Raw genomic sequence first — 21,472 nt, forward strand, 5'->3', positions numbered from 1 at the left:
ACTCATGATGAACCCTGTTCCATGGCTCCAGATGACAAACATGATCTCATATCAGGGACTTGTTCGCACCTTCCTTAGATGAGCCTCGCCCTGTGTATATCGCTGAAAAGGCCCCGATAGACTCGTCACACGTTGATTGGCCTGTCATGGCAGGACAGTTTGAAAGTAATGCTGGTTGGAATACAGCATCACTTTATAGTAACCAGTCCACTGTAACCTTGCTGGGTCAACAGCACAAATATAGGGACCAGCAAGAAGCGATCGATCGTACTGCGCTGGTTGCGATTAATCATCTGCCTGACACTGTCGAAGAGTTGAGAGTCATTGAGCGCCAGCGAGATTTCCAGTTGCAAGAGACGGTGATTGATCTCGACTCTGTGCGAAAGGCGAACCAGCCCCAGGTTCTTGGGCAGGAGGCAGTGGTAGAAGAGCATCAAAAAGTACCTGCTCCTGTTCAGGGAACGCTCCGTTACCAATCTGAACCAGAGTGGTTCTCTTATTCATTTGACCCGGCACTGACGCAATCTTTTGGTGGTCCTGAATCATTTTATATGTATCAGATAGGCATTAATGCCAACAGTGGGCTGCGTCTTTCCGATAAGGATTGGTTACAGGGTACGTTGTTCTTCAATATTGCGAACAATTACGACAAATTTAATTACAAAACACCACCTGCCGACACGGATGCGTTACCGAGAGTACGCACTTGGGTGAGAGAGTATGTCGACTCTTCCAATATTCTGCTGAACAATCTCCAGTTAACACATATGGAGCAATTTGGTCAGGAGTGGTACGGCCAGGCATACGGCGGCTATCTGGAAATGATGTACGCCGGTGTCGGGGGAGAGGTGCTTTATCGTCCTTTCGGTCAGTCATGGGCTCTGGGTCTGGATACCAACTGGGTCAAGCAGCGTGATTGGAACAACACCCTGAAGATGGCTGATTACGACGTTGCTACGGGTCACTTGACTGGCTATTGGCAGTTGCCTTTCATGGACAATGTCACTGCCAAGGTAGCTGTCGGGCGTTATCTGGCTGGTGACCTGGGGGCCACGTTTGATTTCTCCAAGCGCTTTGACTCCGGGATTGTGATGGGGGCATACGCAACCTTGACGGATGTGTCGGCCGAAGAGTATGGGGAAGGCAGTTTTACCAAAGGTATCTACATCACGATTCCCTTTGACTTGATGTTGATTCGTCCCACAACATCCAAGGGAACAATTGGATGGGTTCCTCTGACAAGAGATGGGGGGCAGATGCTCAGCCGAAGCCATACCTTGTATGACATGACTGAACGTTTGCCGTTGTAAAGCTCTTCTCGGTATTGATTCGTTAGTCTAATGAGCCGTGATAGTGTTTTTACTGTCACGGCTTTTTTTATGCATGATGAGGCATAAATGGGAAGAGAGTGCAGTTTGGTTCATAAGGTTTTTTGGGGAACATCAGTCTTGTACTGGTTGCTTGGCATGCATTTTTTCATGCACAACCCGGGCGGGGCAGGGCTCTATCTGCCGTTCAATGCCTGGGGCTGGATCTTCGCCAGCCTGGTGATGGCGCTGGGGCTGTGGTATGTGACCCTCAGCCAGCGACTGGTGGTCTCGCCGCTGCTGACGGCCCAGTGGCTGGGGGGGATCTTGTTGTTGCTGCCCATGGCCTATCCGGGATTCGAGCTCAAGGACTATGCCATTCCCCGGCTGCTGGGGCTGTTTGCCGGCCTGCTGTTTCTGGCAAGCCTCTATCAGTGGCGATTCGGCCGCGAGGCGCGAGACCGGCTGCTCTATATGCTGCTGGGGGCCGTCGCCATTGAGGCGCTGCTCGGCCTGGTGCAGTATTACCTGCTGGTGCCGGGCAACTGGATTGGGTATGACACCCAGGCCAACCGCCCCTATGGCATCTTCCAGCAACCCAACGTGATGGCGAGCTTCATGGCGACCGGCCTGTCACTGGCCATCTGGCTGGAGCTGCGCGGTGATGCCAACCCCTGGCTCAAGGGGCTGCGCTATGGGGTGATCCTGATCACTTCCCTGCTGCTGGTCATCTTGCAATCGCGGGTCGGGCAACTGGGCGGCATGATGGCTCTCTTATTGCTGTCTGCCCAGTTGGGTCGTGAGCGGCGGCTGGGCAGGATGCTCGCGCTGGTAGCGCTGGGCATCTTGATCGGGCTGGCTTCGCAATACCTGATGGCTGGAGCAAGACGAGGGCTCGAGATCTACCAATCAGGCGGCATGCGCTCCATCTACTGGCCCTATGCCGCCAAGCTGATTGCTCAGATGCCCTGGACCGGTTGGGGCTATGGCAGCTTCGAGTCGGTGTTTCTCCATCACTACATGGCCGACAAGGCGCTGAATCCGGCCATGGTACAGATCGAGTACAACCTGGATCACCCCCACAACGAGTTTCTCTACTGGGCGGTGGAAGGGGGCCTGGCCCCCATGCTGGGCATGGTGCTGATGGGCGGTGCCCTGCTGTGGCGTCTGAGCCGGGCGGGCTGGGTCAAGGGCGCCGCCTTGCTTGCACTGGTGACCCCCATCTTGCTGCACACCCAGACCGAGTACCCCTTCTACCACGCCATCGCCCTGTGGTGGGCGCTGCTGCTGCTCCTGTATGCGATGGATGCGGAGGTGGAGGAGCAAGACTACGGCAACTGGCGCGACCATCTGTGCCGCCCCTGGTTGCTGCTGCGCTTCATGGCCATCGCCATTCCCCTGATCGTCATCCCCTTCATGTTAACCGCCATGCATACCGCCTGGGTGGTGACCAAGTATGAGCGGGGCGGTTACAAGCAGCCTGCGCTCCTGCTCGACATCGTGAACCCCATGGCCTGGCTGACCCGTGTGGAGTTCGACGTGAACGCGGTGCGCCTCATGGTCGGTCTGCAGGCCAACAACAAGGCGGAGCTTGAAGCCTACCTCGACTGGGGGCAGGCCTTCGTGCGCCATACCCCGAGGGCCAATATCTACGCCAACATGGTGATCGCCCTCAATGCGCTGGGGCGGGCCGAAGAGGCCGACCGTCTGCGGGCCGATGCGTTGGTGCTCTATCCTGGTGAGCCCTTGCTCACCGGCTCGGCGGCCAAGTCGGTCGCTGCGACCCTGGAGCCCAAACCCTCCTCATGAGCGGGCCGGGCACCACTGTTCCTGACTCCATCACGGCCGCCTCGCGGCCGTGATCATTTCCATCCCAGGCAAGCTCACAGTCAGGATTGGCGGTGTAGTCTCCCGAATGGAGATGGCGGGCCGCGCAAGCGCGGTGCTGGCGCCATCGAGTCTCAGTCGTCATCGGAGTCGACATCGTGAAGAAGATTGCATCCATGGTTACCAGCCTGCTCATCCTGATGGGCACACCGGCCCTCGTGGGCACCAGCGCCCAGGTGGAATATGGCACAGTGCAAGAGAGCCGCATCCTGACCCAGGAGGCGACGCCCCAGCAGGGTGGAGCACGGCCACTGCGCACCATAGGAGCCGCCGCTCTGGGGGCTGCCGTCGGCAGCCAGTTTGGCGGTGGCTCGGGCCAGACAGTCGCGACTACTGTGGGGGCCGTGGCGGGGGCCGAGGCCTCCCGTCGCCGCCAGGGCAACCAGCAGAGTGTGCAGGGCAAGCAGACGGTCGAGCTGTTGATCAAGACCGAGGCGGGAAAACTGCTCAACGTGAAGCAGGATCAGGATCCTGCGCTCACGTTCGACAAGGGGGACAAGGTTCGCATCCTGACGACGGGAACGGATACCCGGGTCGACAAGTCCGTCTAGGGGGACGCCTGGTGTGGGCTTCCCTGGCGGTATGATGCCAGGGCGAGCCCCCTTGCCGCGGCCGGATTGTACGATGTTTCATCAAGGGTTTCCTCGGCTCGCAAAAATGCGGTTCAGTGCTGGACGCACGGAGTGCCTTGGCTAAGATAACCGCCTTAACGTTTGGCAAGGGAGGTTGAAATGGAGTTAGTACTAGGCCCATTAGAGGCTCGCGTGATCGGCTGTCTGATAGAGAAAGAGATCTGCACGCCGGATCAGTACCCTCTCTCTCTCAATGCACTGGTCAATGCCTGCAACCAGAAGAGCAATCGCGAACCCGTGCTCGAGCTCGCCGAGCTGGATATCCGCGCCGTCATCGACGAACTGATCCGCCGCCGTCTGGTGGTCAACACTGCCGGTTTCAATGCCCGGGTGCCTCGCTATCAGCACCGTTTCTGCAACACCGAGTTCGGTGAACTGAAGTTCAGTGCCCAGGAGCTTGGCATCATCTGCGAGCTCTTGCTGCGTGGCCCCCAGACTCCGGGTGAGCTGCGCTCGCGCACCAACCGGCTGTGCAGCTTCGACGATGTGACCGAAGTGGATGCGGTGCTGGTCGGGCTGGTCGAGCGGGGGCCCTATGTGGTCAAGTTGCCCCGGGAGCCGGGCAAGCGGGAATCACGCTATGCCCACCTGTTTGGCGGCGAAATCGATCTGGAAGCCTTGGCCGAGGCCGCTCCCGCCAGCAGCTATGGCTCTCCTGCCACCGATCGCCTGAGTCAGCTGGAAGAGGAAGTTGAGCGCCTCAAGTCGCAGTTGCAGGCCCTGGAAGCCCGTCTGGCGCACCTGGAAAGCTGAATCCGGCGAGTTTGCTTACCCCATCAAGAGGCGCTGCGGCGCCTTTTTTCATGCCCTGCTGGCCGCCCGCAGAAGAGGGTCTGCCCGGCCCCTGTCCCCGCTTTTATGAGCCTGACCGCTTTTTTTGTACTAATTCGCGGTTATTTTTTTGTACTAATTCGCGGTTAAGGGTCGAGCCGCCGCCGCTTTCCCGTTAAAATTCCGCCTTTGCACCTGCCCGCGAGTTCTGATGTCAGCCTTCACCCTCTCTTCGGATTGCTATGCCCTGCTCAGCGAGCTGCAACTGCAGCGCGCCGCCAGTACCCGTTATTTGCAAGACACGCTGTACGCACAGCGCTCGCCCGGGCAGGCGCTGACGGACCGGCTTAACCAGTTGCAGCAGCAAGGGCTGATACGGCTGCGCACCGAGCAGCAGTGGAGCCTGACGGCGGAGGGCACCCTGACCCTGATCCTGGCGGTGCGATCAGGGGCCTGCCCCATGCCGGACTGGACGCGGGTTCCCACGGTCACCGGTCAGGAGATGGCACAAGGGGTGGTGCGCGAACTCTGCCTGGGGGAGGCGGGGCAGATCCCCGCCTACTACCAGAGCGCGGATCTCTTGAGCCTGCTCGACCAGCCCGATGCCCACCGCCTGCTGCCTGGCTCAAGCCCTGCCTGGCAACAGCTGCTGCTGGAGCATTTCGCCCTGCAGACCCTGCTCGATGCCGAGCCTGAGGCGCGCTGGCCGCTGGCGTCCGTGACCGCGGCCTGCGCCCCCGCGCTGGCAAGCCACCTCGAGGCGCTGGCCAACGAGTGGGACTGGCTCTGCGGCCCACTGGCTGGCGAGGTGACCACTCACTGGCCAGCTCTGCAACAGTTGGCCGAGCAGAGTGATGAACAACCTCTGGCGGAGCGGCTGCTTGCCGCGTTGGGGCAGGCGCCGGCGGCGCACGAGCCCTGGCCCAGGATGTTCAGCTCCCTGCTCTGGCTTGGCTGGTTGCAGCAGGCCGATCCCGTGCTCGCCAGCGAGCAACGCAAGAAGTGGCAGCGCAGCCTTGGCAACCATTTCCCCCTGCTTTCGGATCTGCTGGGACAGTGGGCCGGTGATCGTCACGGTCAGGCGATAGGCCTGTTCGATACCCTGCAACTGCCGCTGGAGGAGCTCCACTGGGGCTACCTCTGGCTGGATCTCTGCGCCCTCGCGCGCCACGGCGAGCAGAGCCCCCAGGTGGCCATACTGCACAAGTGGGATCTCTCCCACGTGCTGGAGGCCGAGCCCCGTCATCGCCTGATGGTCTTCTGCCAGGATCTGTTGCGCCTCTTGCTGGGAGAGGGGGCCGAGCGTCCCCCGTTGCAGCAACTGCGTGCCGCTCCGGCTCTCGATGCGACCAGCGACGCCGAGGATGAGGACAAGACCCCCGCCTCGGCCAGCTGGCTCAACTGGCTGCAGGGGCTGGGGCGCTCCAGCGGCGTGCGCAAGGCGCAGGAGCGGCTGGTATGGTTGCTCCATGCGGAAGGGCCCGAGCTCGAGTGCAAGATCCAGAAGCAGAGCACCAAGGGGGAGTGGACCGCCGGGCGCCGGGTCGATCCTGCCCTGCTCTCCACCCAGTATGCCGCCCTGCTCGACGAGGCGGACTGGGCACTGGTGCGCACCCTGCCAAGGGGCATGAGCAAGCTGCCGCGGGATGCCTGGGCTCCCCTGGCCAGCCATCCGCGCCTGTTCAACGCCAAGGGGCAGAAGCTGCAACTGGCCATCAGCGCCCCCTTGCTGCAGGTGGTCGCCACCGAGCATGGCATGAGCGCCGTTTTGAGCCCGGCCGCCGCGGCGCGAGGGGCGCACATAGTGCCCCTGGCCCAGGATCTGTGGCAGCTCATCCTGACCCCGCAGGCCCTGCTGGACAGACTGCCTGCGCTGGAATCCATCCCGCTGCTGCCGGCCGAAGGGCTCGCCGAGTTGCAACGTACCCTGGACGCCATTCCCGAGCTGCCCTGGCACAGCCAGGTCGAGGGGCTCAGCGGCAATGCCGAGTTGACCCCCTGGCCCGGAGTGCCCTCGGTTCAGCTGGACTGGCAGGATGGTCAGCTGCTGGTCCAGCTGGTGACCCGGGAGGGGGAGCTGCCGCCATTGCCCCTTGGCAAGGGGGAGGCCATAGTGCGCCAGGGCGTCAGGGACTATCACTACTGGCAACGGGATCTGGCTGCCGAGAAGGCCGAGGCCCAGTTGCTGCGCAACCAGCTGCCCATAGGTCTGCCGGGCAACGAATGGAAGCTGGACGGTGAGCAGGCACTGACCCTGGTCAATGCGCTGCCCGAGCTGGTGGACGCCGGAGTGGTCGTTCACTGGCATCAGGACAGCGCCCGTCTCAAGAGCCTCGACGAGGCGGCCCTGAGCCTGCGCATCGAGCGTCGCCAGGACTGGTTCCAGGTGGAGGGGGCACTGGCGCTGGATGAGCACCAGATCCTCGATCTGCGCCTCATCCTGCGCCAGCTGACCCCGGGCCAGCGCACAGTTCAGCTCGACGAGAAGACCAGCCTGATGCTGAGTGACAAGCTGGTGGAGCGCCTCACCATGCTGGGGGCCATGCTGGACACCGAGCAGCGCATCAACAACAAGCTGGCCTACCCCCTGGCCCGCCTGCTGTCGGCGGTGACCACGGCCGGGGATGATGCCTGGCACTCCCTGCAGCAGGAGTGGCAGCAGGAGGTGGAGTGTGCCCCCGAGCTCTTGACGGCGCTGCGGGACTATCAGAAGGACGGGGTGCGCTGGATGGCGACCCTGGCCCACCATGGCTTCGGCGCCTGTCTCGCCGATGACATGGGCCTTGGCAAGACGCTGCAGGCGCTCATGGTGCTGCGCATGCGCCAGCACCTCGGCCCCGCCCTGGTGGTGGTGCCCAAGTCCGTGGTCACCAACTGGCAGGAGGAGGTGACCCGGTTCGCCCCCGAGCTGGAGGTGGTGGTGTTCGAGAATCCCGCCGAGCGGGAGACCCTGATCCAGGAGGCCAAGGCGGGCCAGATCATCCTGGTCAACTACGGCATGCTCGGCAGCCTGGCCCAGTCCCTCAAGTCCCGCCGCTGGGCGAGCATGGTGCTGGACGAGGCGCAGCAGATCAAGAATGCCGGCACCCAGCGTGCCAAGCTGCTGTTCCAGCTCGAGGGGGATTTTCGCCTGGCCCTCTCCGGCACTCCCATCGAGAACCACCTGGGGGAGCTGTGGAGCCTGTTCACCTTCATCAACCCGGGCCTGCTCGGCAGCCTCGGCGAGTTCAAGCGCCGCTTCGGCAAGGCGGTCAAGGATCCCCAGCACATGGCGCTGCTGCGGGCGGTGATCAGCCCCTTCATCCTGCGCCGCCTCAAGCAGCAGGTGCTGACCGAGCTGCCGGACAAGACCGAGATCATCCACCATATCAGCCTCTCCCCCGAGGAGCGTCAGCTCTACGAGGCGACCAGGCGCGAGGTGGTGCAGCAGGTGCAAAGCGCCGATGGCCGCGCCCTGATGCACGTGCTGAGCGGCCTGACCCGCTTGCGGCGGCTCTGCTGCTCCCCCGAGCTGGTGATGCCGGAGTGGTCCCAGACCAGCAGCAAGCTGGACGAGGCCATGGCGCTCCTGGAGGAAGCCATCGATGGCGGCCACCGGGTGCTGGTGTTCAGCCAGTTCGTCGATCTGCTGAGCCTGTTGCGAGCCCGCATCGAGCTCAAAAAATGGGACTACTGCTATCTGGACGGGGGCTGCTCCGCCAAGTCCCGCCAGGAGTCCATACTGCGTTTTCGTCATGAACCGGTTCCCCTGTTCCTCATCAGCCTCAAGGCGGGGGGCACAGGCCTCAACCTGACCCAGGCCGATACAGTGTTGCACCTGGATCCCTGGTGGAACCCGGCGGTGGAGGATCAGGCGAGCGATCGGGCGCACCGCATGGGCCAGACCCAGCCGGTGACAGTCTATCGACTGGTGTGCGAGCAGACGGTGGAGGAGAAGATAGTGGCGCTGCACGACGAGAAGCGGGCCCTGGCCGATGGCCTGCTGAGCGGCCAGTCCGAGGTGCGTGGCCTGGACGTGGAGAGCCTGCGCGCCCTGCTGATGAGCTAGGAGCGGTGCTGCCTGCCTGGGTGCGAGAGGGGGATGGTCCTGGTGACCATCCCCCTTCTCTGTTTCAGGGGCTCATTGCCCGCGTCTGGGGCCCCTCTCATGGGTCTGATTAAGAGGCGCTAGCCCTGATAGCGATAGAGGTGCAGCCGCTCTATGATGGCCTCGCCGCCAATCTTGCGATCCCGCCGCGCCTGGCGCAGCTTGGGCGGATAGTGGCCGAGGTGGGTGACGCTGGGCGGGTTGTCCGAGCAGAGCAGCAGGGGCAGGCTCGCCTTGAGCTGCTGCTTGCGCGGCTCCCTGTCCAGCCAGAGCAGGTTGATCATGGGGTGGGTCTTGACCGGTCGGCGGATCCGCAGCTGCGCATCCGCCGGCAGGCGGCGAATGTCATACACCTCCTGATCCACCATCTTGCTCCACTCCTCGTTGCTGGAGAGCGCCGGTACATAGCGGCGGCTGCGCTCCAGCATCTCCAGCACCTGCTCGCGGCTGAGGCGGCTGATGCTCTGCTTGTCGGCCCAGGTGAAACCGAGGGAATGCAGCTCTCCGGTGAGCAGGGTCAGCTTGCGATAGACCTGCAGGGTGATGACCCCGGGCAGTGCGCCGTGTACCAGTTCGAACTTCTCGTCTCGCCCGCCGGCGGCCTGCACCAAGGCCTTGAAGGCGAGCTTGTGGCCGTTGATCTCGTCGAGCAGCGGGTGCAGCAAGGGGGCGCTGTTGGCGGGGAAGCGCAACCAGCCAGGCAGGCGGTGAGTCGCCTTGGTGGAGCAGCCGGGGCGGGCGCTGTGATCCTGAAAGGCCGTCACGGCCGCGGCCAGTGCCGCCTCCCCCGAGAGATAACCCACCTCGATGGCCTCGATAGGGTCATGCTCTTCCCCTTGCGGCACGGCGGGCAGGGGATAGACATGGGCCTCCAGCAACTCGAGCTGGCCGAGCAGTCTGGCGAGACGGGCAAGGGCGTCTTCCAGCGCGTCCATCTGTTGACGCAGGGCGGCGGTGGGGGTAAAGGTGTCCATCGGCATATCCTGTGTGTTCCCCCAATCCGTCGCCCTAAAGGTGGCGATCAGGGGGCATGATTAAACCACTGTATAAATAACCATACCAGCATGACGGGAAGGCGCCAAGTGCCGCCTTTCAAGCGCGGTGCAAGGGCGGCTGCCGTGGCCGCCTTTCGGGAGTTGCCTGTCTGTATCATCCTGTTAAATAACGATCTTTAAGTGATCCAATGGTTAACAATTGGCGGTGCGGCAGGGGTGGCAGCGTCCTGTCTCGAACTCGGGCTCTGCATAGCTAACGTGGGAAACTGCATAGTTAGAAGCCGATGGGGCAGGAGAAAATGCTGCACGGCTGGGAGGGGGAATCTCTGGCTAATATTTCACATATAAATCAATAATTTGTATTTTTCCCCATGGCGAGATCAGCCATTACTTTTACTAATCTCATGTATCAAAATTCGTCAATTGAGGCGCCTTCTCGCCCTGACTAAGCTTTGCGCATCAAATCCGAGCCTTGCGCAGAACTAGAGAGAGGAGCCATATCATGGCCAACATGACTTATACCGAAGCCGGTTACCAGGATTCCAGCGAATCGAATCTGGTTGCTCGCGTCAAGATGACCGTCCTGACCTGGCTGGAACGCAGCCGCAGCCGTCGCCAGCTCTCCGAGCTGCCCGCCTACCTGCTCAAGGACATTGGTCTGAACGAAGCTGACCGCTATCAAGAGACCACCAAGCCGTTCTGGCGTGGTTGATATACCGGGCATGGATGCCTCGTTTTCTTGCTGATCTGAACTGCTCTGCCTGTGTTTTTCGCCCTCAAACGGGCCTGACTTTTCCCCTGTTGCCGCTTCCCCTCATTTCCCCTTGTCTGTTTTTCCTTCTGTTTGCCCCGTGCGGCATGAGTTGTCATCATCCCTCGCCAACTTTGTATCCTTACTGTTTGAATTTGTTTAAAAATTGATTTTAAGCCCGCCTGCCTTGCGTATAATCCGGCCATAGCATTCCAGACAAGAGGGTGAGATGGATGATTCCCCAGCATGACTTTTTGGCCCTGACCCGCCGCCACGAGTGGCAGCTCGAGCCCTTTGCCTTCGATCTGGCCAACGGCACCCGGGTGAGCGTGTGGGACACCGGCGTGCTCTGCCTGGAGCCCATGGGTCAGTCGCCTGGCGGGCGCAAGGACATAGTGCTCTCCTGCGGCATTCACGGTAACGAAACAGCCCCCATCGAGATCTGCAACCAGCTGCTGACCCGGCTGCTCGGCGGGGAGCTTCAGGCTCGCCACCGGGTGCTCTTCCTCTTTGGCAACCCCGCCGCCATGAACCAGGGGGCACGCGAGGTGGAGGAGAACATGAACCGGCTCTTCTCTGGAGCCCACAGCAAGGGGGAGGGGCTGTGCAACAGGGAGCGCATTCGCGCCATGCGCCTGGAGCAGTATGTGAGCCGCTTCTTCGCCGATCCCGCCCGGCCCCGTTATCACTACGATCTGCACACCGCCATTCGCGGCTCCCGCCACGAGAAGTTTGCGGTCTACCCCTTCCCCCACGAGCGGCCGCACTGCAAGGAGCAGGTGCAGTTCCTCGGGGCCTGCGGGGTGCGCACCATACTGCTCTCGAGCGGCCCGACCACCACCTTCAGCTATTACAGCTCGCACCAGCATGGCGCCCATGCCTTCACCGTGGAGCTCGGCAAGGTGCGCCCCTTTGGCGAGAACGACATGACCCGCTTCATCGAGGCGCGTCAGGCGTTGCAGGAGCTGGTGACCCAGGATGAGGTAGTGCTCGAGCCCTGGCGGGCGGATGACTTCACGATTTTTGCCATCGATCGGGTGATCAACAAGCAAACGGCCGCGTTTCGTTTCCTGTTTGCCAGCGATGTGGACAATTTCACCGAATTTCCCCAGGGGTTTGTGCTGGCGGAAGACGGGGATCGGCAGTACAGGGTAGAGAAAGCGCGGGAGGCTGTGGTCTTCCCCAATGCCAACGTGGCCATCGGCCAGCGGACCATGCTGCTGGTGGTGCCGACCCGTCTGTGGGAGTGATCTGAGCCTATCTTTTCACGTCAACCCTGCGCCCCAGGCGGCGTGGCCAAGATGGACGTGATCCCGAACTCGCCCTGACAGGGAGCCCGAAAGGGCTCCCTTCTTCGTTTCTGCTCGCCGAAAACCTCATCTTCTTTCTGAAATTAAAGAAGTTTCTACTGGTCTTACCTGACTGAATCACCTTGTCCTTTGCTTAACATCTTATTTACATTCTAAGGGTCACCTCATGGTGGTGACGCTGACAACGGCAAGGAGCCAGTTATGACCCATGTCGACATCCCCTTCCTTCGTTACCTCGATGAGGAGGGGCGCCCGGTCGCGACACTGCCGACCTGGCTGGACAAGGCGATGCTGCACACCTTCTACCGCAACATGGTGATGGTGCGCAGTTACGACAAGAAAGCGATAGCACTGCAGCGAACCGGCAAGCTCGGCACCTTTCCCTCCCATCTGGGGGCTGAGGCGGTGGGGATTGGGGTCGGTCTCGCTATGCGGCCAGAGGATGTCTATGTGCCCTATTACCGTGACATGCCCACCCTCTATGTGCGGGGCGTGCCCATGGAGCAGAACCTGCAATATTGGGGCGGGGACGAACGGGGCAGTGTCTTCTACAAGGCCGATGGCGAGTTGTCGGAAGACTTGCCCATCTGCGTCCCCATCGCCACCCAGATCACCCATGCCGCCGGCATAGCGGCCGCCTTCAAGCTGCGCAACCAGCCCAAGGTCGCCGTGGTGACCATAGGCGATGGCGGCACCTCCAAGGGAGATTTTCTCGAGGGGCTCAACTGCGCCGGCGTCTGGCACCTCCCCATGGTGATGATCATCAACAACAACCAGTGGGCCATCTCGGTGCCGCGCAAGCTGCAGTCGAGCGCGCCTACTCTGGCCCAGAAGGGGATAGGGGCCGGGGTGCGCAGCCTGCAGGTCGACGGCAACGACGTGGTGGCCGTCTATGAGGCGACCCGCGCCGCCGTCGAGCGGGCCCGCAGCGGCAAGGGGCCGACGCTTATCGAAGCCGTCAGCTACCGGCTCGGGGATCACACCACCGCCGATGACGCGACCCGCTATCGCGAGGCCGCCGAGGTGGAAGCCGCCTGGGCCAAGGAGCCGGTCAAGCGGCTACGTCAGTTCATGGCCGATCAGGGCTGGTGGGACGAGCATCAGGAGCAGGCGTTGCTGGCGGAGGCGAGCCGGGAGGTCGAGCGTGCCGTGGCCGCCTATGAAGGCATGGCACCGCAGGCGCCGGAAACCCTGCTCGATTACCAGTTTGCCGAGCTGCCGAGGGAGTACCGTGCCCAGCGTCAGCGCATCATCGCCAAGGGCATGCAGCAGCGCGGCGGGGAGACACACCATGAGTGACATGACACTGCGCGATGCGATTCACCTGACATTGCATCACGAGATGGTTCTGGGTCTGGGGAGGCTGCATGAGTGAAATAACGCTGCTCGAAGCGATCAATCTGGCGCTGCATCATGAGATGGAGCACGACCCCGACGTGGTGGTGCTGGGTGAGGATGTGGGAGTCAACGGCGGTGTGTTTCGCGCCACAGCGGGCCTACGCGACAAGTTCGGCTTCAAGCGAGTGATAGACACGCCGCTGGCAGAGGGGCTGATCGCCGGGGTGGCGGTGGGCATGGCGACCCAGGGGCTTAAACCCGTGGCCGAGTTCCAGTTCCAGGGCTTCATCTTCCCCGGCATGGAGCAGATCATCTGCCAGGCGGCGCGGATGCGAAACCGCACCCGTGGCCGGCTCTCCTGTCCCATCGTCTACCGCTCCCCCTATGGCGCCGGCATCCATTCGCCCGAGCACCACAGCGAGAGCGTCGAAGCCCTGTTTGCCCATATCCCGGGTCTGAGAGTGGTCATCCCCTCCAGCCCAAGACGGGCATATGGCCTGCTGCTCTCGGCCATTCGCGACCCGGATCCGGTGATGTTCTTCGAGCCGGATCGCATCTACCGCTCCATGAAGTCGGATGTGGTGGATGACGGCGTCGGCCTGCCGCTGGATGTCTGCTTCACCCTGAGGCCCGGACGGGATCTCACCGTGGTCGCCTGGGGGGCCTGCATTCAGGAGGTGATGCGGGCCGCCGCCCTGCTGGCGGAGCGGGACATCCAGTGCGAGGTGCTGGATCTCGCCACCATCAAGCCGCTGGACATGGAGAGCATCCTGACCTCGGTGCGCAAGACCGGGCGTCTGCTGGTGGTGCACGAGGCGTGCGGCAGCTTCGGGGTCGGTGCCGAAATAGTGGCGCGGGTCACCGAAGAGGCATTGACCTCCCTCAAGGCGCCGCCAAGAAGGCTCACCGGGGTGGATGCCGCTGTGCCCTACTATCGCAACGAGGAGTATTACCTCATCACCGAGCAGGATATCGCGGATGCGGCTCACCAACTGATGGAGAACAAGTGGCTATGACGTTTCTCAACTGTCGGCGCCCAGGCGCACGAGCAAGGAAGAGCCATGAAGTTGGTCAACCTTTGGTGATGTTCCTGCGGATGGAGAACTGGTCATGAAATTTTTCAAATTACCGGATCTGGGCGAAGGATTGGCCGAGGCCGAGATAGTCGAATGGAAGGTCAGCGCCGGCGACACAGTGAGTGTCGATCAGGTGCTGCTGTCGGTGGAAACGGCCAAGGCACTGGTGGATGTGCCCTCGCCGGTGGCGGGGGTGATCGCCAGGCTGTGCGGCCAGGAGGGAGACATACTCCACATCGGCGCTCCCCTGGTGGAGTTTGAGGGGGGGGAGGACGACGGCACCGTGGTGGGCAAGGTCAGCGCCCATCAACAGCACATCGAGGATCACTTCGTGGTGGGTGCCATGGCGCCCGGTGGCGCCCTGGTGCAGGCCATGCCGGCGGTGCGTCTGCTGGCGCAAAAGCTGGGGCTGGACATCGACAGACTCAAGGGCACTGGCAGTGCCGGCATGGTGACCGAGCAGGATGTGCAGAGCGCCTTCGAAGCGTTGCAGAGCAGCGGCAACGAGTTCCTCAAGGGCTCGCGCCGGGCCATGGCCAAGGCGATGGAACACTCCCATCAGACGGTGGTGCCGGTCAGCATCACCGACGAGGTGGACCTGCGTCACTGGCGGGCAGACGAAGACGTGACGGTGCGCCTCATCAAGGCCATCGGGGTGGCGTGTCGTGCCGAGCCTTCCATGAATGCCTGGTTTGACGGGGATACCCTGTCGAGACGGCTGTTCAGGGAGGTCAACGTGGCCATCGCCGTCGACTCCAAACACGGGCTCTATGTGCCGGTGATGGAGAATGTGGCCGAGCGGGAAAGGGCGGACATTCGGCACGGGCTGGATCGGATGATCGCCGATGTGAAGGCGCGCGCCGTACCGCGGGAGATGCTGCAGGGGGCGACCATCACCCTCACCAACTTTGGTGCCATCGCAGGTCGCTACGCCAGCCCTATCGTCACGCCACCCCAGGTGGCCATCATAGGGGCGGGCAAGCTGTTCGAAAAAGTGGTCTTCATCCATGGGGAGGCACGGCCGGTCCGGGCACTGCCCTTGTCGATGACATTTGACCACAGAGCCTGTACCGGCGGAGAGGCAGCGCGCTTCCTCAAAGCCCTGGTTCAGGCACTCGAAGCGGCGGATGCGTAAGTGATTGCACCCTGCCCCTGGCAGGGTGCAAATTTGGTTGCGTAATCGACAAAGGCACGTATAATCTAAACCAGCTTGAAAGGGCGTTAGTTATGTCAATGAATATGATGTTTTGCATCTTTTCCTGTTGTTCATAAGTTAATCCCGTTTTTGAGCTTTATCCGCTGAAAAGCATAAGTAATTATTTTGAATACAGGTTAAAGATATGTCTAACATGATCACCGGTACCGTTAAGTTTTTCAACGAAACCAAAGGTTTTGGCTTCATCCAGCAAGAAAACGGCCCGGACGTTTTCGTTCACTTCAGCGCTATCAGCGGTAACGGTTTCCGTACCCTGGCTGAAGGTCAGCGCGTACAGTTCTCCGTGACCCAAGGTCAGAAAGGCCCGCAGGCTGAGAACGTAACTGCTCTGTAATTCTTACAGAATTTAAGAAAGCCGTGGTACCTCTGGTGCCACGGCTTTTTGTTTTATGGCATATTCATAAACCACGTTTGCCAATGACCATCATCATGATCCCATCACTCTTGCTGACAGTGGCGCTTGCCAATACCACCGTGCCGGATCCCGCGGCAAACGAGGCCGTGACAGTGTGCCAGCAATTCGTGCAGGTCCGTTTGGGCAAGGCTGAGCAGCCCAAGGAGATCAAGGCGCAGCCTGTCCCGAAGCGGGCGGGGGAGTGGTTGATCGATGGCAAGGTAAAAGGACCCGAAGGTCCTTTGTTGTTTGCTTGTCTGCTGCGGCAGGGAAAGCGCTGGGAATTGCTCAACTTCTCGCTCTGGGCGCCGCAGGAACTCAATTCGGCTTGAGCGCCACCAGCAGGTGTTGAAGATGCTCCAGCATGGTCATGCCGAAGGGGGTCAGATAGCCACCATCGACGGCACTGATCATGCCTTGTTGATGCAGACGCTGCGCCGCGAGGCACAACTCTTCAGACATGTCGCTGCGTAACTTGATCCCCAGACTCATGTTCGCCGGATCAAAGCATGCCAGTATTTTCAGCTCATTCACAAAATCGTCAGAAACCTGGTCGATCCCACTCATGGATGCACTCCTTACGCTAAAGATGTATGCAAACTAGCATTCCCGGTTTGACTTTAGTGGGCGCTGGCTCAAAGTATTGGGCTTTCTCTGGGCCGGGGTTGCCTGAACGCTGCTTTTTTGGCCGGAAGCGTCATGCCCCGGCTGGTTGGACGAGCAGAGTCCGCGTGCCGGCAAACATGGTAGAATAGTCTCTCTTTTGTCCTCCTGGCCAGGTATGAACCCAGGTCTTCCAGCTCAAGGCGCGTCTCATGATCACTGTCACACTGGTATCTCTGCTGCACACCCTAGGTCCCCGCTTTCCTGTTTATGCACCGTCCTTGTTGCTCCCCTTGCTCGATGAGCATCAGGGGGATCTCTGGCTGCCATCCATCAAGGGGGCCGATGTCACCGCCCTGCGCCAGCATGCCAAGGGGCGCGAGGCCCAGAGTCTGGCTCCTCTGGCGGCGGGGTGGTGCGATTTCGGGGCCGGCGGCCAGGGTGAGACGCCCGAGCTGGACGCGCTGGCGAGTTACGACGAAGAGATGCTGGACAACCTGCTGATGTACTGGCACAGCCCTGGCAAGATAAATAGCCCGATCACCGATAACCTGTTCGAGCTGCGCCGTGGGGTGGTGGATGAAGCCCATGGCTCCAAGCTGGCGGTCGCCTGGGAGCAGCAGCAGCAGAGACGCTTCGAGCAGATCATGGCAGGGGTTTGGGCCGGTCGGGATCAGCTCTGCTTCGTGGAGGTGGAGTCCGCCTACTGGCTGCGCCAGCGTTTCTGCGAGACGGCGGAGATCACCCTGGTGACCCCGGCGCTGGGCTGAGATAACCGAAACAGGAGCGACTGAGCACTCTTGCTGGACAAGGCTCCAGCAAGATGTGAACATGTCGCCCTTTATTGAATGAGAGACTTGACCAATGAGCTATGAACTTAGCGACACCGAGCGCAATGCCGCGCTGCAACTGAACGCCGACTACCGCTTTGATCACTTCATCAGCAAGCTGGTCGAGCACGAAGAGCTGTTTGTTCTGACCGACGAGCACGGCGTCATGATGCTGACCACCGAAGACGAAGACTGCATCCCGGTCTGGCCGCATCCGGAATACGCCAAGGCCTGGGCCGAAGGCGAGTGGGCAGACTGCAAGCCGCAGTCCATCACCCTCAAGGTGTGGCTGGATCGCTGGGTCGACGGCATGGAGCAGGACGAGCTCTGCGTGGCCGTGTTCCCGACCCCGGAGCAGGAAGGCATAGTGCTGGATCCGGCCGACGTGGCCGACGCCATCGCGCAAAAGCAGGCCAAGCGCGGCTAAGTCCCGCCCAGGCGCTGCTGCCACAAAAAAGACCCCGCCACAGTGCGCAATGCTGTTCACTTAAGAGAATTTGAGTTCCAGTCCACGTAGTATCAGGGCTAAAAAATGAGGGAGGCATGATGCCTCCCTCTTTCTATTGCAAGCCACGCTGGATAAAGGCTGAAGGAACATCGACTGGAAACAGCCTTGCTCCCCCAACTCAAGTCGCATTTATGAATAATTAGTCAAAAATGTGCTTATCTGAACAGCATTGCGCCACAGTGCGGGGTCTTTTGTTTGTGTCGAGCCAGAGCGTGGAGAGGGCTCAGGGCTTTTGATAGCGGGTGTCGATCAGGGTGACGGGAGGGAAGGTCTTGCCCTGCTTGATGGCGGCTTTCGTCTCCGCTTTCAGCTCCTCGTCAATCCAGAGCAGGCCGCCGAAGCTGTAGCCCGAGTTGGCGCCATCCAGGGGCCAGTAGAGCAGATCGCTCTGGGGGGTTGCCGGGATCTTGGGCAGTTTTATCCAGCGCCAGGCGCCTGCCCGGGTATAGGGGACCTGATAGGCAGGGACGAAGCTGGCCAGCTCATAGAGCCGCTGCTGGATCTGCCGTGAGAGTTCGGCCTTCTTGCCGAAGTCGAAGGCCTTGTCGTATTGCTCCACCAGGGCCGAGATGGCGTCGTCATCGAGGTTCATGATGTTGTTGGTCTGGGGCTTGTTGGCGTTGACCTTGTGGAAGTGCTCCCAGTAGGCGGGATAGCGGCCACTGCTCCAGGCCATCCAGGCGCTCTGATGCTTCTTCTCCAGCATGGATTTGAAGCCGGCGGAGGCATCCATCAGGTTCAGCTCCAGATTGAGACCCGCCTTCTTCGCCTCTTCCCGCAGCAGGGTCAGGCGCTGGGCATGCTCCGCCGTGGTGTAGGTGATGCTAAGGGAGAGGGGCTGGCCCCTGTCGTTTTGCAAGATGCCATCCGGCCCCGTCTTGGTGAAGCCCGCCTTGGCGAAGTAGTCTCGCGCGATCTTGGGATCGAAGGGGCGTGCCTTGATGTCGGTGTTGGTGAAGGCCCCCTGGCCCGAGCCGTAGCTGTTGAGGCGCTGGTAGTCTCCCCGCAGCAGGGTGGCGATCATCTTGTCGAGGGCGAGGGCATGCTGGATGCCGAGCCGCACATTGAGATCCTTGAGCAGCGGGTCTGCTGTGTTGAGGTAAAGCCCCATGGGGGACTGCGGGGTCTGGTTGTAGAACCAGAGCCGTTCGATATAGCCCTTCTCGAATTCGGCTGTCTTGCTCTTGTCGTGCCACCAGTTGGGCATGACCAGCGGGAAGGTGTCGAGATCGCCACGCAGGAAGTGCTGCCAGGCGATGTTCTGATCCCTGAGCACCTTGATCTCTATCCGGTCCGGGTTGAAGCGGTGCTGGAAGTAGCGCTCCCCGTTACCCCACCAATCCTTGACCCGGTTGAAGGTGACCGACTTGCCCTTCTTCAGCTCGCCAATCTGGTAGGCACCGGTGACCGGCAGCACCTTCCAGTTGTACTCCTTGACCCAGTTGGCCGTGAGCTTGATGGCATGGCTCGGCTCCGGGCTGAACGGCAGGGATTCCAGCAAATCCTCCCGGCTCTTCTCGGTGCCGCTGGTGATGGCGAGGGTGTGATCGTCGAACTTGGTCACCTCGCTTATCTGGGTGCTGTAGTAGTTGTTGTACCAGGGATCGTTGATCTCCTTGCTGCGCATCATATTGAGGGTAAAGAGCCAGTCATCGGCGGTGACGGGCTGGCCGTCCGACCAGCGGGCCTTGGGGTTGAGGCGAAAATAGAGGGTCTTGTGATCGGCGCCGAAGGCCCACTGGTTGGCCAGCATGGGGATGGGATTGCCGGTCACCGGATGGGTGGCGAGCAGGGGCAGATTGGTTTCACGAACGTAACCGGCGAAGCTGCCGTTGGAGTCGGGCCCGTACTTGCGCAAGGTGAGCGGGAAGCTCGACATGAAGTCACGGAAGGTGCCGCCTCGTTTGGCCTGTGGATCGGCATAGACGGGGTCTGTGTCGTTGCTCTCCCACTTGAGATCCGCCGGCAGGGTGGCACTCCAGCCGAAGGCGCTCCAGCAGAGGGGGAGCATCACGGCCGCGACCCGCATGACACGCGGCAAAGTGGGGATGACCGAGGGTGAACTGTGCAGCATGTCCTTGCTCTCCTGATGGTTGGCGTCCTGCCGGGGTCAAGCTGTGAGGCCCGTGAGGGCCTGATCCATCATGGGAAGTTTCCCCATCGAGGTCAATGTTCGGCTTGTGCCTTGAACAGCCTCATTTTTCCGCCCAGCAGATGGACCACGAAGCCGAGCAGCACCAGGCCCGAGCCCAGCCACTGCAGGGTCGTGGGGTGCTCATCGAGCAGCAGGGCGGCCGCCACCATGCCGACGCAGGGCACCAGCAGGGAGAGTGGCGCCACCTGGGCCACCGGATAGCGCATCAGCAGCCGCCCCCAGAGGCCGTAGCCAAGCCAGGTGGCGACCAGAGACAGATAGAGCACGCACAAGAGCCCCTGCCAGCTGAAGTTGAGCAGGCTGGTGGCAATGACATCGGGCCCCTCGAACAGCCAGGAGAGCGCGAAGAAGGGCAGTATGGGCACCAGGCCGCCCCAGGCGATGAGGCTGGGTAATGAGGTCTGATAGCGCAGCCCAATCTGGCGATTGATGACGTTGCCAAGGCCCCAGCAGGCGGCGGCGCACAGGGTCAGCACGAAGCCGAGCAGGGTCAGGTTGCCCTCGCCGTTGGTGGCGATGAGATAGAGGCCGGCCCCCGCCAGCGGCAGCGCCACCCAGTGGTGGGGCTGCCAGCGTTCCCCCAGCCAGATCATGGCGAACAGCAGGGTGAACACCACCTGGGATTGCAGCACCAGGGAGGCCATGCCCGCCGGCATGCCGAACTTCATGGCGCAGAACAGGAAGGCAAACTGCCCCAGGCTGATGGCACCGCCATAGGCCAGCAGCCAGCGCCAGGGCATGGCGGGTCTGGGCACCAGCAAGATGGCGGGGAAGACAACGCCGACGAAGCGCAGCGCCCCCAGCAGCAGCGGCGGTATGCCCTCCAGCCCCCATTTGATCGCCACGAAGTTGAGTCCCCAGCAGAGAATGACCAGGGCGGCCAGACACTTGTCCTTGGCTTGCATACAGCGTCCTTGTGTGAGAAGCAGGGCCATGAGATGGCGCCGGAAGGGAACGAGCATACCCTCGATGGGGTGGTCGGCGTCAAGCCGCAAGCGGGGTGGCGTGCGATCGCGCCGGGTGTTCGGGAGGAGAGGGCGGCATGTCGGGGGAGGACTAAGCTAGTAGGAGAGCGCCCGATGTGACGGGCGGGTTTCTATGGCTGACTGGAGGTGTACCATGAGCGACCATACCCTGCTGCCCCATGGTGAGGATCTGCGCCGCGCCGTACGCTGGCTCAGCGAACACCATGAACACGACATCCGGGCCATCGAAGAGGCCTGCGTCCGCTTCGATCTCTCCCCGCTGGATGAGGAGTTTCTCCTCCGCTACTGCCGCGAGCAGGCACCTGAGTCCCAGGCTCGCTAGACGAAGTTGGCCAGGTTGATGCCAAACTCCTTGGGATCGACCGTGCTCTCTATGCTCTCCTGCCCCCCGTTTCTGGCGAGATCCAGCCACTGCACCTCGAGGTAGTGGCGCTGGGTGGCGTGATAGATCACCTTGACCAGCGGCTTGAGCGGTTGCTGTTCGTTGCGTTGCATCACGACCGCCAGCCGCTGGTTGGAGAGCTGCACCAGGGTGCCCACCGGATAGACCCCCATCTTAAATGCGAAAGGGGACTCCCTCCGACGTAGGTGGGAGGGGAATTTCGCCGGGGCGTCAGCCCCGCTGG

General features: G+C 61.5%; 19 protein-coding genes and 1 pseudogene. 15 read left to right on the plus strand and 5 right to left on the minus strand.

The window, feature by feature from the left end; all coding sequences use genetic code 11:
• The first annotated feature begins 92 nt into the window (after positions 1–92).
• The 5 genes from OKC30_RS11620 to OKC30_RS11640 all read left to right on the plus strand — a co-directional run bounded on the left by OKC30_RS11620 (position 93) and on the right by OKC30_RS11640 (position 8,645).
• Positions 93–1,310, plus strand: coding sequence for a YjbH domain-containing protein (locus OKC30_RS11620; RefSeq protein WP_270809619.1), 1,218 nt, complete (start codon positions 93–95; stop codon positions 1,308–1,310).
• A 156-nt stretch (positions 1,311–1,466) separates the two neighbouring features.
• Complete coding sequence (locus OKC30_RS11625; RefSeq protein WP_270809620.1) at positions 1,467–3,116, plus strand: PglL family O-oligosaccharyltransferase; 1,650 nt, start codon at positions 1,467–1,469, stop codon at positions 3,114–3,116.
• Between the two features lie 176 nt (positions 3,117–3,292).
• Positions 3,293–3,745, plus strand: coding sequence for a glycine zipper 2TM domain-containing protein (locus OKC30_RS11630; RefSeq protein ID WP_161506995.1), 453 nt, complete (start codon positions 3,293–3,295; stop codon positions 3,743–3,745).
• Positions 3,746–3,925: 180 nt separating this feature from the next.
• Positions 3,926–4,579 (plus strand): YceH family protein, encoded by a 654-nt coding sequence (locus tag OKC30_RS11635; RefSeq protein WP_113720009.1) that lies wholly within the window; start codon positions 3,926–3,928, stop codon positions 4,577–4,579.
• Positions 4,580–4,808: 229 nt separating this feature from the next.
• The gene (locus OKC30_RS11640) at positions 4,809–8,645 is read left to right on the plus strand and encodes a DEAD/DEAH box helicase (protein WP_161506996.1); all 3,837 of its coding nucleotides are present in this window, start codon (positions 4,809–4,811) and stop codon (positions 8,643–8,645) included.
• A gap of 119 nt (positions 8,646–8,764) precedes the next feature.
• Here the strand turns inward: OKC30_RS11640 and OKC30_RS11645 are convergent, their stop codons facing one another.
• The gene (locus OKC30_RS11645; RefSeq protein WP_042649461.1) at positions 8,765–9,658 is read right to left on the minus strand and encodes a DNA replication terminus site-binding protein; all 894 of its coding nucleotides are present in this window, start codon (positions 9,656–9,658) and stop codon (positions 8,765–8,767) included.
• Between the two features lie 523 nt (positions 9,659–10,181).
• Between OKC30_RS11645 and OKC30_RS11650 the strand changes: the two genes are divergently transcribed.
• The 7 genes from OKC30_RS11650 to OKC30_RS11680 all read left to right on the plus strand — a co-directional run bounded on the left by OKC30_RS11650 (position 10,182) and on the right by OKC30_RS11680 (position 16,096).
• Positions 10,182–10,391, plus strand: a complete 210-nt coding sequence (locus tag OKC30_RS11650) for a DUF1127 domain-containing protein (RefSeq protein WP_005331430.1) — start codon at positions 10,182–10,184, stop codon at positions 10,389–10,391.
• A 272-nt stretch (positions 10,392–10,663) separates the two neighbouring features.
• Entirely contained in the window at positions 10,664–11,680 is a 1,017-nt protein-coding gene (gene astE, locus OKC30_RS11655) for a succinylglutamate desuccinylase (RefSeq protein ID WP_041206057.1), read from the plus strand.
• A gap of 261 nt (positions 11,681–11,941) precedes the next feature.
• The gene (gene pdhA, locus OKC30_RS11660) at positions 11,942–13,039 is read left to right on the plus strand and encodes a pyruvate dehydrogenase (acetyl-transferring) E1 component subunit alpha (RefSeq protein ID WP_005331435.1); all 1,098 of its coding nucleotides are present in this window, start codon (positions 11,942–11,944) and stop codon (positions 13,037–13,039) included.
• Between the two features lie 68 nt (positions 13,040–13,107).
• Positions 13,108–14,094: an alpha-ketoacid dehydrogenase subunit beta gene (locus OKC30_RS11665; protein WP_005331436.1), complete on the plus strand. Its 987-nt coding sequence runs from the start codon at positions 13,108–13,110 to the stop codon at positions 14,092–14,094.
• Between the two features lie 94 nt (positions 14,095–14,188).
• Positions 14,189–15,289, plus strand: a complete 1,101-nt coding sequence (locus OKC30_RS11670; protein WP_005331437.1) for a dihydrolipoamide acetyltransferase family protein — start codon at positions 14,189–14,191, stop codon at positions 15,287–15,289.
• Between the two features lie 205 nt (positions 15,290–15,494).
• Positions 15,495–15,704, plus strand: a complete 210-nt coding sequence (locus tag OKC30_RS11675; protein ID WP_005331438.1) for a cold-shock protein — start codon at positions 15,495–15,497, stop codon at positions 15,702–15,704.
• A 95-nt stretch (positions 15,705–15,799) separates the two neighbouring features.
• The gene (locus OKC30_RS11680) at positions 15,800–16,096 is read left to right on the plus strand and encodes a hypothetical protein (RefSeq protein ID WP_041206056.1); all 297 of its coding nucleotides are present in this window, start codon (positions 15,800–15,802) and stop codon (positions 16,094–16,096) included.
• Here the strand turns inward: OKC30_RS11680 and OKC30_RS11685 are convergent.
• Positions 16,083–16,331, minus strand: coding sequence for a TIGR02647 family protein (locus OKC30_RS11685; RefSeq protein WP_025327553.1), 249 nt, complete (start codon positions 16,329–16,331; stop codon positions 16,083–16,085). The two genes, OKC30_RS11680 and OKC30_RS11685, sit on opposite strands and share 14 nt — an antisense overlap.
• Positions 16,332–16,579: 248 nt before the next feature.
• On the opposite strand from OKC30_RS11685, the gene OKC30_RS11690 reads away from it, so the two are divergent.
• Positions 16,580–17,137, plus strand: a complete 558-nt coding sequence (locus OKC30_RS11690; protein ID WP_041206055.1) for a hypothetical protein — start codon at positions 16,580–16,582, stop codon at positions 17,135–17,137.
• A gap of 94 nt (positions 17,138–17,231) precedes the next feature.
• Positions 17,232–17,624 carry a DUF2750 domain-containing protein gene (locus OKC30_RS11695; protein WP_005331447.1) on the plus strand — a complete coding sequence of 131 codons (393 nt, stop codon included), beginning with the start codon at positions 17,232–17,234 and terminating at the stop codon, positions 17,622–17,624.
• 304 nt (positions 17,625–17,928) lie between these two features.
• Here OKC30_RS11695 and OKC30_RS11700 read toward each other — a convergent pair whose 3' ends face one another.
• Together OKC30_RS11700 and OKC30_RS11705 are read right to left on the minus strand one after the other, a co-directional pair.
• Positions 17,929–19,734 carry an extracellular solute-binding protein gene (locus OKC30_RS11700; RefSeq protein ID WP_005331450.1) on the minus strand — a complete coding sequence of 602 codons (1,806 nt, stop codon included), beginning with the start codon at positions 19,732–19,734 and terminating at the stop codon, positions 17,929–17,931.
• Positions 19,735–19,871: 137 nt separating this feature from the next.
• Positions 19,872–20,765 (minus strand): EamA family transporter, encoded by an 894-nt coding sequence (locus tag OKC30_RS11705; RefSeq protein WP_005331452.1) that lies wholly within the window; start codon positions 20,763–20,765, stop codon positions 19,872–19,874.
• A gap of 214 nt (positions 20,766–20,979) precedes the next feature.
• On the opposite strand from OKC30_RS11705, the gene OKC30_RS11710 reads away from it, so the two are divergent.
• Positions 20,980–21,168: a hypothetical protein gene (locus OKC30_RS11710; RefSeq protein ID WP_005331455.1), complete on the plus strand. Its 189-nt coding sequence runs from the start codon at positions 20,980–20,982 to the stop codon at positions 21,166–21,168.
• Here OKC30_RS11710 and OKC30_RS11715 read toward each other — a convergent pair.
• A pseudogene (locus OKC30_RS11715) lies at positions 21,165–21,472 on the minus strand (hypothetical protein); the annotation flags it as partial. The gene OKC30_RS11710 and the pseudogene OKC30_RS11715 overlap by 4 nt on opposite strands.

Source organism: Aeromonas sp. QDB18 (genome assembly GCF_027705325.1).
GTDB classification, from domain to species: Bacteria; Pseudomonadota; Gammaproteobacteria; order Enterobacterales; family Aeromonadaceae; genus Aeromonas; species Aeromonas caviae.